The sequence below is a fragment of the Mycobacterium avium subsp. avium genome, from assembly GCF_009741445.1.
Classification (GTDB): domain Bacteria; phylum Actinomycetota; class Actinomycetes; order Mycobacteriales; family Mycobacteriaceae; genus Mycobacterium; species Mycobacterium avium.
Window position 1 is genome coordinate 866305 of record NZ_CP046507.1, and the last position, 13516, is coordinate 879820.

The following is a 13516-nucleotide window of genomic DNA, read 5'->3' on the forward strand; positions in this document are numbered from 1 at the left end:
CTAGATCGTCCCTTCGGGTAGGCGGCGCAGATAGCCGGCCCGGCGCTGCGCGAGTTCGGCGGCCCGCTGCTGCGGGCTCACCCGCGGCAGGTGCGCCACCTCGGTGTCGAGCCGGTCCAGCTTGACGACGCGGCCGCGGGCGCCGAGGTCTTCGCGGGGGCCGTGCTCGCCGAACTCGGCCATCCGCAGCGTCAGGATGGCCTCGCGCAGGCCGTCGGAGTCGATCCAGTTGGCCACGCCCGGATCGGTGGGCGCGATCACGTAGGTGTAGCTGCCGTCCTCGTTGGCGACCGACTGCGCCTTGTTGAGGCTGCCGGTGCGGTCGACGATGTCCAGGGTGGTGCCCCAGATGTTGCTCAGCGGCACCGTGAAGTATTCCGCGCCACCATCATTCACCTCGACGACGAACGCCTCGTCCGGTGCGAGGTCGAAGCGGCCCATCACGTACGCCTGGTTGCGCATCGCGCCGGCCTTCTCCGCCGACCAGGCCAGATCGAAACGGTTGGCCGGCATCTTGTACACGCCGTGGCTGAGCTTGCCGGTGAAATCGGCGAAGTAGGCCATCATCGCCGCGGTCGCCTCGGCCTGCTCGTCGAGGGTGCGCGCCGGTGTCGCCGGCGGGCCACCGAGCCGTTGCACCTCGAAGTAATTGGGGTCGTCGCGGTCCCAGTCCAGCAGCACGTCGCGGATGTAGAACTCGTGCGCCGCAGCCGACGTCCGCACATGATTGGGGCGGCCGTTGGCGGGTTGCGCGTCCACGGTGATGGTGAAGCTGCCGTCCGGCTCGACCCGCATGGTGCGGCCGTTGAGCACGTCGATGGTGCCCATCCGGGCGTCCCACAGCGTGAAGTAGTTCTCGGTCATCCGGTGTTCGCCGACCCGCCCGTGGATCTCGTAGCGCTCCTCACCGGAGATCGGGATTACCCGGTACACGCTGTCGGGATTGTCGATGCCCCAACGTGATCCGGGAACCCGGCGGCCGTCCACGGGATGCGCCAGCCGGGTGATGCAGCTGACCTTCGGCCGCAGCTTGTCCTGATTGGACGACCAGATCGCCGCCGAGAACATCACCTCGGCGAACGCGTCGTCGAACCGTGCGCGCATCGCGTCCGACGCGTTGGCCCGGCCCAGCCAGGTCTGCGCCACCGACCGGTAGGCGGCCCTGACGGTCGGGTGCTCGATCAAATCGAGCGCGGCGAGTTCCTGCTCGTGCTGGGAGCGGGTCGCGACCGGGTGCTCAGGCATCCGCTGTTCCTCCAATATATTCACCAAAACGCTTGCGGTACAAGGTAAATGGCTCGTCCACCTGCTCGGGCCGCAGCCCGTAGTCGGCCAGCACGGCGTCCGGGTCGAAGGGCTTCACCTGGTCAGAACTTCAGATGGTGGCTGACGTCGCCGACCTGGTCGACGAACATGGTCCGGCTCTCGAAGCACCAGGCGCCGTCCACCCGGTGGAACGTGTCCTGGTAATGCCCGGTGACGATGACCTGCAACGGCAGCTCGGGCGTGGCCTGGGTGACGCAGTAGTAGGAGGTGCTGCGCGCGGTGCCCCGCTCCTCGTCGATGTCGAGCTGCACGTTGGTGGTGTTGTGTTTGGTCTTCGGGGTGCCGTCCTCGTAGATGCGGGTGGCCATCTCGTACATCTGGCGCACCCGGGCCGAGCCGGCGAACACCGTTTCCGGCGGGCCGTCCTGCACGCCGCAGATCCGGCCGTGTTCGAAGAGCCGGGCCACCCCGTCCAGGTCGCCGCCGTCGAGCAGCTGCGCGTAGGTGTAGATGAGGTTGGTGATCTCGGTGGCGCTGTCAGTCATGTCGAACCGCCTCGGGAGTCGTCGGCTCTTATGTTGGCAGAACCGGCCCAACTTACATAGAACCGACCATTACTCTGGTTCGCCGTGACCATACCGTGGACCCCGGACCGGCTGGGCGACCTCACCGGCAAACGCGTGATCGTGACAGGAGCCACCAACGGCGTCGGGCTGGGCACCGCCCGTGCCCTGGCCAAGGCCGGCGCCGAGGTGATCCTGGCCGTGCGCAACACCGAACTCGGGAAGCAACGCGCGGCCCAGATGGGCGGGTCGACCGCCGTGGAAAAGCTCGACCTGGCCGACCTGTCGTCGGTGCGCGCCTTCGCCGACCGGATCGAGGCGCCGGTGGACATCCTGATCAACAACGCCGGCGCCCTGACCGACCGGCGCACCGAGACGGTCGACGGCTTCGAGATGACGCTGGGCACCAACCTGCTCGGGCCGTTCGCGCTGACCAACCTGCTGCTGCCCAAGGTGCGCAGCCAGATCATCAACGTCGGCTCCGACGCGCACCGCTCGGCGACGCTGCACCTCGACGACCTGCATCTGCGCCGGCACAAGTGGACCCGGCTGGGCGCCTACGCGCAGTCCAAGCTCGCGGTCATGCTGTGGGGGCTCGAGCTGGACCGCCGGCTGCGCGCGGCGGGGTCGCCGATCGTGACTCAGCTGACCCACCCGGGTTGGGTGGCGTCGAACCTGTCCAACCTGGGCGACGCGCCGCTGAAGGCGGCGGCGCACAAGGCGGTCAAAGTGGTGGCCGACCGGCTGGCCAACGACATCGACGAGGGCGCGGCGCCCACCCTGTACTGCATCAGCGAGCCGATCCCGCCCGGCAGCTACGTCGGGGTCAGCGGCAGGTTCGGGCTGCGCGGCGGCCCGGTGCTGATCGGGCGCACCCCGCTGGCCTGCGATTACGACACGGCCGCGCGGCTGGTGGCCTTCGCCGAGCGCGAGACCGGCACGGAACTGAGGGTCTAGGGAGGTCGGCCATGGGCGAATTCGACAACACGGTCGCCGTCGTCACCGGCGCCGCGCGCGGGCAGGGCCGCAGCCACGCCGTCGCGCTGGCGCAGCAGGGCGCCGACGTCATCGTCGTCGATATCTGCGCCGACCTGCCGGCCATTCCCTACGCCCTGGGCACCGACGCCGAGCTCGCCGAAACCGTGCGGCTGGTCGAATCCGGGGGCCGCGCAGCGGTTCCGGTGATCGCCGACGTCCGCGACCTGCAGGCGTTGCGGGCCGGGGTGCAGGCGGGCATCGACCGGCTCGGCGACATCGACGTCGTCGTCGCCAACGCCGGGGTGGTGGCCATCGGCGTCACCGAGGCCGAGTCCGAACCGGTGTTCAACACGATCGTGGACACCAACCTCAAGGGCGTGTGGCACACCATGCTGGCGACGGTGCCCTCGATCGTGCGCAAGGGCCGCGGCGGCCCGGTGGTGCTGGTCAGTTCGTCGCAGGGTCTGACCGGGCGCGGCGGCGACGGCAGCGCGGCGATGTTCGCCTACGCCGCGTCCAAACACGGTGTGGTCGGCCTGATGCGCTCGGCGGCGAATGCCTATGCGCCGCACAAGATTCGGGTGAACTCGGTACACCCGGGCGGGGTCGCGACGCCGATGATCCTCAACGATTTCGTGGTGAACCGGATGCTGGAGAATCCGAACCCGGCGCTGTCGCAGACCCTGCTGCCCGAGGTGCCGCTGGTCGAGTCGCGCGACGTCACCGAGGCGGTGCTGTGGCTGGCCGGGCCGCGGTCACGCTACGTGACGGGGGTGGCCATCCCGGTGGACGCCGGCCACGTCGTCATGTGAGCGACGGGACTGGTCAGCCCCGGACGACCTTGCCGGCCTTGATGCACGAGGTGCACACGTTGAGGCGCTGCTTGTTGCCGCCCGGACGGGCGACCGCGTGCACCGTCTGGACGTTGGGGTTCCACCGGCGGCTGGTGCGGCGGTGGGAGTGCGACACCGACTTGCCGAAGCCGGGGCCTTTCCCGCAGATGTCGCACACAGCGGCCATGGTTCAAGCTCCTCAAATCTCGGGGGTCCGGCTCGGCGGTCTGCCTCCGCGGCCGGGACGGCCCGGGTTCGCCCGGGCCCAACCGAGGATACCGACTGTCGGGGCAACCACCAAAACGCTGACGTGCGGTCACTGTGCGCTGGAGCCATGCCCGCCGCGGACATGGAGTCGATCACAATACCGGCTCGCAGCGAGGTTGCCGGCGCGCGCGGTCGTTAGGATGGCGGCGCCGCCGATGGTCGGCGCGGTCGCTGCCTGTACCAGGCGCGGACGGCGCGCCGGTTGGGCTGAAGTCTTCTTCCCGGCGGTGCCGGCCCGCGCGGAGCTGCGGATGAGGCTGGGAAGCAAATATCGGCAGTTCGAGGGGAGTGCGCGGGGTGGTTGCGCGCGCCGAAAACACCGCCGGTCCAGCCCGCGCCGAAACCCGGCGTGGCTCTCCGGTGGACGTACGACGGTGGGTTTTGAGGCTGCGCCGAATGGCGACGGCCTACGCGGTGGTGGCGGCCCTGGGCAGTCTCGCCATCGGTAGCGAGTCGGTCAATTGCCCGACGGCGGTGGGCGGGCAGTCCGACATCGGCCAGGGCGGCCCCGGCCCGAGAGCATCGCGAGCCCCTCGGGCCGCGCCGACATGGTGGTGGCCGCCCGCGGAGCCCCGTCCCGCGGTGCACGAGGTGGCCGCCGTGCGTGGCGGTATCCAGCTGCGCCAGGTCGCGTTCGACGGTCGCGGAGCGTGGGCGGACGGCCCCGAGGCGATCCGCGGCTACCTCGAGGAGGCGCTGACGCGGATCGGGGTCACCGACGCGTCGGCCCGTGGCCGCTGGATCGACGGCATGATGACGATCGCCGACCACGAATCCCAGTTTCACTCGGCGGCGATCAACCTGGCCGACAGCAACGCGTATGGGCCGGCCCAGCTCGACGGCGGCCCGCTGCACGCCACGCGGGGCCCGTGGCAGCTGATGCCGGACACGTTCGCGGCCTTCCACCAGCCGGGGACGTCGAATTCGGCGTGGGATCCGGTGGCCGCCGCGTGCGCGTCGATGAACTATCAGATGAGCCGCTACGGCGTCAGCCCCGACGGCAGCAATCAGCGGCTGCTGGTGGGGCAGGCCAATCCCGGTATCCGGCAGGGTTATTAGCCGCGCCCGCGGTACCCGATCTTCCTCACCGGCGGGGAGTAACCGGGCGCAGCGCCCGCGTCGCCGGGCTACGCTGGCGCCCACCGGGTGGCGGCGCAGAGGAGGTGGGTAACCCTGGGCAGTTCGTGGACCTCGCACGATCGTCCGCTGGACGCGGCGGCCCTGCGGGACTGGGCGCACACCGCCGTCAGTGACCTGATCACCCACATCGACGAGATCAACCGGCTCAACGTCTTCCCCGTCGCCGACTCCGACACCGGCGCCAACATGCTGTTCACCATGCGCTCGGCGCTGGCCGAGCTGCAGGCGGCCGGCGGCCCCGGCTGCGTCGCCCGGGCCGCCGCGGCGCTGTCCACCGGCGCGCTGAACGGCGCCCGCGGCAACTCCGGGGTGATCCTGTCGCAGATCCTGCGCGGCGTCGCCGACGTCACCGCGACGGCCGCCGCCCGGGCCGGCGGTCAGCTGGCGCACATCGAGGCGGCCGTGCTGGGTGCGGCGCTGCAGCGCGGCGTGGAGCTGGTCATCGCCTCGATGGGTGGTGAGGAGATCCCGGGGACCATCGTCTCGGTGCTGCGCGCGGCCGCCACCGCCGTGGCGCAGTGCGCACGGGCCGGCGAGGGAGTCACCGCGGCGGTCATCGCCGCCGGCGACGCGGCGGTGATCGCCCTGGAGAAGACGCCCGAGCAGCTCGACGTGCTGGCCGACGCCGGCGCCGTGGACGCAGGCGGGCGGGGGCTGCTGGTGCTGCTGGACGCCCTGCGCACCACCATCACCGGGCAGGCGCCGGCCCGCACCGTCTACCGGCTCGCGCCGCGGACGGCCGCACCGGAGGCCGCCGCGCCCCGCCCGGCGCCGCAGTTCGAGGTGATGTACCGGCTGGACGACTGCGCGCCCGCGGCGGCCGACGCGCTGCGCGACCGGCTCACCGAGCTGGGCGATTCGGTCGGCATCGCCTCGGCGCCGTCGTCGGCCCAGCACACCTATTCGGTGCACGTGCATACCGACGATGCCGGCGCCGCCGTGGAAGCCGGGCTGGCGGCCGGACGGCTCAGCCGCATCGTGATCTCGGCGTTGAGCTCCGGCGGCCCCGGGCTGCCCGCGGGCGGCTGGACGCGGGAACGCGCGGTGCTGGCCGTCGTCGACGGCGACGGCGCGGCCGGCCTGTTCTCCGGTGAGGGCGCCTGCGTGCTGCAGCGTGACCCGGCCGCGGCCGACCCGGTGACCACGATCAGCGCGCACCAGCTGATGCGGGCCGTCGTCGACACCGGCGCCGCGCAGGTGATGGTGCTGCCCAACGGTTATGTGGCCGCCGAGGAGCTGGTCGCCGGCTGCACCGCGGCCATCGGCTGGGGCATCGACGTGGTGCCCATCCCGACCGAGTCGATGGTGCAGGGGCTGGCCGCGCTGGCCGTGCACGACACCGGCCGGCAGGCCGTCGACGACGGCTACACCATGGCCCGCGCCGCCGGGGCGGCGCGGCACGGCTCGGTGCGCATCGCCACCGAGACCGCGTTGACCTGGGCGGGGAGCTGCCGGCCCGGCGACGGCCTGGGCATCGCCGGCGGTGAGGTGCTGATCGTGGCCGCCGACGCGGTCGGGGCGGCGATCGGCCTGCTCGATCTGCTGCTGGCCTCGGGCGGCGACCTGGTGACGGTGTTGCTGGGCGCCGGCCTCGACGCCGACGGCTCGGATGCTCATGCCGGCGCGGTCGTCGACATCCTGGAAGAACACATGCACGACCATCACCCGGGCACCGAGCTGGTCACCTACCGCACCGGCCACCACGGCGACGTGCTGCTGATCGGGGTCGAATAGCGATGGCCTCGCTGACCGACCGGCTGGACTTCGTGGTGGGAGCCAAGGCCGCCGAACAGCTCGAGGAGTTGTTCGGCATCCGCACCGTCGACGACCTGCTGCGCCACTACCCGCGCAGCTACACCGAGGGGGCGAGCCGCTGGGGCGCCGACGACGAGCGGCCGCCGGCCGGCGAGCACATCACCATCATCGACACGATCACCGAAACCAAGACGTGGCCGATGAAGAAAACCCCGAAGAAGGTGTGCCACCGCATCACGCTGGGTGCGGGCCGCAACAAGGTGACCGCCACCTTCTTCAACGCGAACTACCTGAAAAAGGGCCTCACCGAGGGCACCAAGGTGATGCTCTCCGGCGAGGTGGGCTTCTTCAAGAACGTCATGCAGCTCACGCACCCGGCCTTCCTCATCCTCGACTCCCCGGACGGCCGCAACAAGGGCACCCGATCCCTGATGAACATCGCCAACGCCTCCGGCGCCAGCGGCGAAGAGGTGCTGGACGCCTACGAACGCCACTTCTTCCCGATCTATCCGGCCAGCACGAAAATGCAGAGCTGGGACATCTTTTCGTGCGTGCGCCTGGTGCTCGACGTGCTCGACCCGGTGCCCGACCCGCTGCCCGAGCCGCTGCGCGCGAAATTCGACCTGGTGTGCGAGGACCAGGCGCTGCGCGACATCCATCTCGCCGAGAGCGAGGCCCGCCGGCAGCGGGCACGCGAGCGCCTGACCTTCGACGAGGCCGTGGGTTTGCAGTGGGCGCTGGTGGCCCGCCGGCACGGCGAGCTCTCCGAATCCGGGCCGCCGGCCCCGCCCCGCCCGGACGGGCTGGCCGCGGAACTGTTGCGGCGCTTGCCCTTCGAGTTGACCGCCGGACAGCGGGAGGTGCTGGACGTGCTGTCCGACGGGCTCGCGTCGACCCGGCCGCTGAATCGGCTGCTGCAGGGCGAGGTGGGCTCCGGCAAGACCATCGTCTCGGTGCTGGCGATGCTGCAGATGGTCGACGCCGGCTACCAGTGCGCGCTGCTGGCGCCGACGGAAGTGCTTGCTGCGCAACATCTTCGGTCGATCCGCGACGTGCTCGGCCCGTTGGCGATGGCCGGCCAGCTGGGTGGGGCTGACAACGCCACAAGGTTGGCGTTGCTCAGCGGGTCGATGACCGCGGCGCAGAAGAAACAGGTGCGCGACGAGGTGGCCGGCGGCCAGGTGGGGATCGTCGTCGGTACCCACGCGTTGCTGCAGGACGCGGTGGAGTTCCACAACCTGGGCATGGTGGTGGTCGACGAACAGCACCGCTTCGGTGTCGAGCAGCGAGATCGGTTGCGCGCCAAGGCCCGTCCCGGGGTGACGCCGCATCTGCTGGTGATGACGGCGACGCCGATACCGCGCACCGTGGCGCTCACCGTGTACGGAGACCTGGAAACCTCGACGCTGCGCGAACTTCCGCGCGGGCGCCAGCCCATCACCAGCAACGTCATCTTCGTCAAGGACAAGCCCGCCTGGTTGGGTCGGGCGTGGCGGCGCATCGGCGAAGAGGTGGCCGCCGGGCGTCAGGCCTACGTGGTGGCGGCGCGCATCGACGAGAGCGACGACGACGGGGCGGCGGACCAGAACGCCAAGGCGCCCGAAACCGCCGAGGGGCTCTACGCCCGGCTGCGCTCCCAGGAGCTGGCGCAGCTGCGGCTCGGACTGATGCACGGCCGGCTCTCGGCCGAGGAGAAGGACGCCGTGATGGCCGCGTTCCGCGCCGGCGACATCGATGTGCTGGTGTGTACCACCGTGATCGAGGTGGGCGTGGACGTCCCCAACGCCACCGTCATGCTGGTGATGGACGCCGACCGGTTCGGCATCAGCCAGCTGCACCAGCTGCGCGGGCGGATCGGGCGCGGCGAGCATCCCAGCCTGTGCCTGTTCGCCAGCTGGGCCGCGCCGGACTCGCCGGCCGGCCGGCGGCTGACCGCGGTGGCCGAGACGATGGACGGCTTCGCGCTGGCCGACCTCGACCTCAAGGAGCGACGGGAGGGAGATGTGTTGGGCCGCAACCAGTCCGGCAGGGCGGTCACGCTGCGGCTGCTGAGTCTGGCCGACCACCAGGAGTACATCGAGGCCGCCCGCGACTTCTGCGTCCAGGCTTACGCCGGTAACCGCTTCGACCCCGGATTGTCGGTGCTGGCCGCACGATTCACCGACACCGACCGCATCGAATACCTGGACAAGTCATGAACGTCAACCGCAAGGTGCTGCTGTGGCTGGCCGCGGCCGCCGCGCTGGCCGTGCTGGTCGCCTACCAGGCCGTCGGCTCCTCGACCCGGCATGCCGCCGAATACGCTGCGCGCGCGGACGTTCCGACCGTGCAGCCGGGCACCGACGTGCTGGCCGGCATCGCGGTGCTGCCGGTGCGCCAGCATCGCTACGACTACCTGCGCTCGGCGTTCGGCGACGCCTGGGACGACGACAACGATGCGCCCATGGGGCACAACGGATGTGACACCCGCGACGACATCCTCAACCGCGATCTCGTCGACAAGACGTATGTGTCGGTCAAGCGGTGTCCGGACGCGGTGGCCACCGGCACGCTGCACGACCCGTACACCAACAAGACCATCGCCTTCCAGCGCGGCCCCAAGGTCGGCGAGTCCGTCCAGATCGACCACATCGTCCCGCTCGCCTACGCCTGGGACATGGGCGCCTACGCGTGGCCGGGGCCCGAGCGGCTGCGGTTCGCCAACGATCCGGCCAACCTGCTGGCCGTCGACGGGCAGGCCAACCAGGACAAGGGCGATGCGGCGCCCGCGCAGTGGATGCCGCCGAACGCGGCGTTCCACTGCCAGTACGCCATGCAGTTCATCGCGGTGCTGCGCGGCTATGCTCTGCCGGTGGACCAGGCGTCCACCGGTGTGCTGCGTCAGGCCGCGGCCACCTGCCCCACGGGGTAGCGGTTAGGAGCCCTCGTAGGTGTCGGGGTCCGGGCGCAGCCGGGTGCCGTCGTTGAGCGCGTTGATGGCGTCCATGTGCTCGGCGGCCAGCTCGAAGTCGAATACGTCGAAGTCGCTGGCGATGTGCTCGGCGTTGGCCGACCGGAAGATCACCGCGTTGCCCAACTGCAGGTTCCACCGCAGCAGCACCTGCGACGCGGTCTTGCCGTATTCGGCGGCCACCGAGTTCACCGTCGGGTGGTCGTTCAGCTTGCCCAGCGCCAGTGGCGTATAGGACTGGGTGACCACGTTGTGCTCGGCGTTGGTCTTGCGCAGCGCTTCCTGGTTGAGCAGCGGGTGCAGCTCGATCTGGTTGACCGCCGGGGTGACGAACGTGAGGTCGATGACCGTCGTCAGGTACTCCTCGGTGAAGTTGGAGACGCCGATCGAGCGGGCGTGGCCGTTGCCGCGGGACTGGATCATGCCGCCGAAGGAGTTCACGTAGGTGCCCAGCGCGGGGGCCGGCCAGTGAATCAGGTACAGGTCGACGTAGTCCAGCCCGAGCCGCTCCAGGCTGGCCTCGCAGGCGTCCATGGCCCCTTTGAAGCCCTGGTCGGAGGTGGCCAGCTTGGTGGTGACGAACAGCTCGGCGCGCGGGATCCCCGAGGCGGCGATGGCGCGCCCGACGGCGGCCTCGTTGCCGTAGGCCGCGGCGGTGTCGATGAGCCGGCAGCCGACCTCCAGCGCCGCCGACACCGCGCGTTCGGTCTCGTCATCCGACAACTCCGCGACACCGAGGCCCAGCACCGGCATCGTGTTTTCGTCGTTGAGAGCAATCGAGGGTGCGGCGGAGCCCGACTCGCCAGTCAATTCATTCACCTGCCTGTGAAGTCAAACGTTCGTGTGCATCGAGCCGGGGGCCGTCATCGCGCGAGGAGGTCAACGCCGTTTCGGCGCCGAAATCGAAATCGAACACGTCGAAGTTGCTCGCAATCCGTGAAGGCTTCACCGACTTTGGGATCACGATCTTACCGAGTGAGCAAATGTCTCCTCACCACGACCTGGGCAGGTGTCCATCCGCGCCCTTCAGCACTGGGCGGGCCACCACGTACAGTTAGCCTCCGTGACGACGGCGACGACGCGGCAGTGAACAACCGTTCGTCGTCGGGCGGTACCACGTTCGTGCGAGGGGGAGTAGCTCCATGACCAAGCCGCTGACCGACACCGCACCCGTCGACCCCGGCGCGCAGCGCGGGTCGATGCCGCTGACCAACCGCATCCAGGGCGCGGTCACCAGCGTCGGGGTCAAGGTCATCCCGTGGATCCCGACCGCCGTGCGCCGCGGCCTGGTGCGCGGCCGCTCGGTCATCATCGACGGCAACACGCTCGACCCGACCCTGCAGCTGATGCTGTCCGGTCTGCGCGCCGTCGGCATCGACGGCCTGGTGGTCGACGACGACCCCGAGCTGTCCCGCGCCCAGATGCACGAGTCCACGGTGGGGTTCCCCGGCCCGCAGATCCACGTCGACGTCGCCGAACTGGCGCTGCCCGGCCCGGCCGGCGACATCCCGGCGCGGCACTATCGGCCCGCCGGCGGCGAGACCCAGGCCCCGCTGCTGGTCTTCTACCACGGCGGCGGCTGGTCGATCGGCGACCTGGACACCCACGACTCGCTGTGCCGGCTGACCTGCCGCGACGCCGGCATCCACGTGCTCTCGATCGACTACCGGCTGGCGCCCGAGCATCCCGCGCCGGCCGCCATCGACGACGCGTACGCCGCCTTCACCTGGGCGCATGAGCACGCCGGCGAGCTGGGCGCGGCCCCCGGGCGAGTGGCGGTCGGCGGCGACAGCGCCGGCGGCAACCTGGCCGCCGTCGTCAGCCAGCTGGCCCGCGACGCGGGCGGCCCGGCACCGGTGCTGCAGTGGCTGATCTACCCGCGCACCGACTTCACCGCCCGGACCCGGTCGCTGAGCCTGTTCTCCCGCGGCTTCCTGCTGACCAAGCGCGACATCGACTGGTTCGAATCGCAGTATCTGCGGAACTCGGGGCTGGACCGGACGGACCCGCGGGTGTCGCCGGCGCTGGCCGAATCGCTGGCCGGCCTGGCCCCGGCGCTGATCGCGGTGGCCGGCTTCGACCCGCTGCGCGACGAGGGCCAGAGCTACGCCGAGGCGCTGCGCGCCGCCGGCACCCCGGTGGACCTGCGGTACCTGGGTTCGCTGACGCACGGCTTCGCCAACCTGTTCCAGCTCGGCGGCGACAGCATGGTGGCCACCAGCGAGTTGATCTCGGCGCTGCGCGCGCACCTGAGCCGGGTCTGATCCGTGCGACGGGCGGCGCCGGTAATCTAGAGGCGCCTTGTCCGATCGCTTTGTCGGCAGACCGACAACTCGAGTGACGAAAGATCAGGGAACCCGTGGCCGACAACCCCAAACGTCCCCCGCGATTCGACATGAAGTCGGCCTCCGGCGGTAAGTCCGGGCGACTCGTCCAGATCGGCGGCACCGCGTTCGTCGTCATCTTCGCCGTCGCCCTGGTCTTCTACATCGTGACCTCGCACCACAAGAAGGCCGGGCCCACCGGCGCCGGCGACACGGTGCGGGTGACGTCGAGCAAGCTGATCACCCAGCCCGGCAGCAGCAACCCCAAGGCCGTCGTGACCCTGTACGAGGACTTCCTGTGCCCGGCCTGCGGCAACTTCGAGCGCACCTTCGGCCCCACGGTGTCCAAGCTGATCGACCTCGGCGCCATCGCGGCCGACTACTCCATGGTGTCGATCCTCGACAGCCCGCGAAACCAGAACTATTCGTCGCGGGCCGGCGCCGCGGCGCTGTGCGTCGCCGACGAGTCCCTGGACGCGTTCCGGCGGTTCCACACCGCTTTGTTCAGCACCGCCATCCAGCCCAGCGAGACCGGCAAGACGTTCCCGGACAACGCGCGGCTGATCGAGCTCGCCCGCGAATCCGGCGTGGTGGGCAAGGTTCCGGACTGCATCAACAGCGGCAAGTACATCGCCAAGGTCACCGGCGAGGCGGCGGCCGCCAAGATCCGCGCCACGCCGACGATCAAGATCAACGGCGAGGACTACGACCCGTCCACGCCCGATGCCCTGGTCGGCAAGATCAAGGAGATCGTGGGCGACATCCCGGGGCTGGACGGCGCGGTCGCGCCGGCCGCCATGTGACCGGTGCGGTGGCGACGGAAGCGACCGGCCTGACCCCGGATTCGCCGGCCGGGCCGGCGGTGCCGGCGCTGAGCGCCTGGTCGGTGCTGGTCGCCGGGGTGATCGGCCTGGTCGCGTCGGTGACGCTGACGCTGGAGAAGATCGACATCCTGCTCGACCCGGCGTATGTGCCGTCCTGCAACATCAACCCGATCCTGTCCTGCGGGTCGGTGATGATCACGCCGCAGGCGTCGCTGCTGGGCTTCCCCAACCCGCTGCTCGGCCTGGTGGCGTTCACCGTGGTGGTGGTCACCGGCCTGCTGGCGGTGACGAAAGTTGTTCTGCCGCAATGGTATTGGATGGGACTGACGGCGGGTCTGGTGGTCGGCGCGGTGTTCGTGCACTGGCTGATCTTCCAGAGCCTGTATCGCATCGGCGCGCTGTGCCCGTATTGCATGGTGGTGTGGGTGGTGACCATCGCGCTGCTGGTGGTGGTCGCCTCGATCGCCTACCGCCCCGCGCTGGGGGACCGCCGGTCCGGCCCGGGCTGGCTGCTGTTCCAGTGGCGGTGGTCGATCGTCGCGCTGTGGTTCACCGCGGTGTTTCTGCTGATCATGGTCCGGTTCTGGGACTATTGGTCGACGCTGCTGTAGGGGCG

Annotated in this window: 14 protein-coding genes and 1 pseudogene; 9 read left to right on the top strand and 6 right to left on the bottom strand. The window is 70.3% G+C overall.

Annotation, left to right across the window (positions count from 1 at the left end; translation table 11 throughout):
- From MAA44156_RS04335 to MAA44156_RS04340, 3 genes are read right to left on the bottom strand one after another with little or no spacing between them, the layout of a single operon-like run.
- A complete protein-coding gene (locus MAA44156_RS04335) occupies window positions 1-1245 on the bottom strand; it encodes a DUF1214 domain-containing protein (RefSeq protein ID WP_009978216.1) in 1245 nt (414 codons plus the stop codon).
- The gene (locus tag MAA44156_RS23670; protein WP_255250784.1) at window positions 1238-1363 is read right to left on the bottom strand and encodes a hypothetical protein; all 126 of its coding nucleotides are present in this window, start codon (window positions 1361-1363) and stop codon (window positions 1238-1240) included. Before MAA44156_RS23670 ends, MAA44156_RS04335 begins: the two co-directional genes overlap by 8 nt.
- Before the next feature lie 4 nt (window positions 1364-1367).
- Entirely contained in the window at window positions 1368-1811 is a 444-nt protein-coding gene (locus tag MAA44156_RS04340; protein ID WP_009978214.1) for a nuclear transport factor 2 family protein, read from the bottom strand.
- Between the two features lie 84 nt (window positions 1812-1895).
- On the opposite strand from MAA44156_RS04340, the gene MAA44156_RS04345 reads away from it, so the two are divergent.
- Window positions 1896-2786 (top strand): SDR family NAD(P)-dependent oxidoreductase, encoded by an 891-nt coding sequence (locus MAA44156_RS04345; RefSeq protein ID WP_009978212.1) that lies wholly within the window; start codon window positions 1896-1898, stop codon window positions 2784-2786.
- An 11-nt stretch (window positions 2787-2797) separates the two neighbouring features.
- Window positions 2798-3619 (top strand): mycofactocin-coupled SDR family oxidoreductase, encoded by an 822-nt coding sequence (locus MAA44156_RS04350; RefSeq protein WP_009978211.1) that lies wholly within the window; start codon window positions 2798-2800, stop codon window positions 3617-3619.
- A 13-nt stretch (window positions 3620-3632) separates the two neighbouring features.
- Here the strand turns inward: MAA44156_RS04350 and rpmB are convergent, their stop codons facing one another.
- On the bottom strand, window positions 3633-3827 hold the full coding sequence (rpmB, locus tag MAA44156_RS04355; RefSeq protein ID WP_003875033.1) for a 50S ribosomal protein L28: 195 nt from the start codon (window positions 3825-3827) through the stop codon (window positions 3633-3635).
- Between the two features lie 476 nt (window positions 3828-4303).
- On the opposite strand from rpmB, the gene MAA44156_RS04360 reads away from it, so the two are divergent.
- From MAA44156_RS04360 to MAA44156_RS04375, 4 genes are all read left to right on the top strand, one after another.
- Complete coding sequence (locus tag MAA44156_RS04360; protein ID WP_003875034.1) at window positions 4304-4966, top strand: lysozyme family protein; 663 nt, start codon at window positions 4304-4306, stop codon at window positions 4964-4966.
- Window positions 4967-5053: 87 nt separating this feature from the next.
- Window positions 5054-6781: a DAK2 domain-containing protein gene (locus tag MAA44156_RS04365; RefSeq protein WP_011725695.1), complete on the top strand. Its 1728-nt coding sequence runs from the start codon at window positions 5054-5056 to the stop codon at window positions 6779-6781.
- A 2-nt stretch (window positions 6782-6783) separates the two neighbouring features.
- Window positions 6784-9000, top strand: coding sequence for an ATP-dependent DNA helicase RecG (recG, locus tag MAA44156_RS04370; protein ID WP_011725694.1), 2217 nt, complete (start codon window positions 6784-6786; stop codon window positions 8998-9000).
- Window positions 8997-9713 (top strand): HNH endonuclease family protein, encoded by a 717-nt coding sequence (locus MAA44156_RS04375; RefSeq protein ID WP_009978203.1) that lies wholly within the window; start codon window positions 8997-8999, stop codon window positions 9711-9713. The genes recG and MAA44156_RS04375 overlap by 4 nt, the downstream gene beginning before the upstream one ends.
- Before the next feature lie 3 nt (window positions 9714-9716).
- Here MAA44156_RS04375 and MAA44156_RS04380 read toward each other — a convergent pair whose 3' ends face one another.
- Window positions 9717-10562 carry an aldo/keto reductase gene (locus tag MAA44156_RS04380; protein ID WP_162096997.1) on the bottom strand — a complete coding sequence of 282 codons (846 nt, stop codon included), beginning with the start codon at window positions 10560-10562 and terminating at the stop codon, window positions 9717-9719.
- Between the two features lie 5 nt (window positions 10563-10567).
- Window positions 10568-10783, bottom strand: a pseudogene (locus MAA44156_RS23715) (aldo/keto reductase); the annotation flags it as partial.
- A gap of 111 nt (window positions 10784-10894) precedes the next feature.
- Here MAA44156_RS23715 and MAA44156_RS04385 point away from each other — a divergent pair.
- The 3 genes from MAA44156_RS04385 (at window position 10895) to MAA44156_RS04395 (ending at window position 13511) form a co-directional block, all read left to right on the top strand.
- On the top strand, window positions 10895-12016 hold the full coding sequence (locus tag MAA44156_RS04385) for an alpha/beta hydrolase (RefSeq protein ID WP_009978201.1): 1122 nt from the start codon (window positions 10895-10897) through the stop codon (window positions 12014-12016).
- A 95-nt stretch (window positions 12017-12111) separates the two neighbouring features.
- Window positions 12112-12879, top strand: a complete 768-nt coding sequence (locus MAA44156_RS04390; RefSeq protein ID WP_003875040.1) for a DsbA family protein — start codon at window positions 12112-12114, stop codon at window positions 12877-12879.
- Entirely contained in the window at window positions 12876-13511 is a 636-nt protein-coding gene (locus MAA44156_RS04395) for a vitamin K epoxide reductase family protein (RefSeq protein WP_009978200.1), read from the top strand. Before MAA44156_RS04390 ends, MAA44156_RS04395 begins: the two co-directional genes overlap by 4 nt.
- The last annotated feature ends 5 nt before the right edge of the window (window positions 13512-13516 follow it).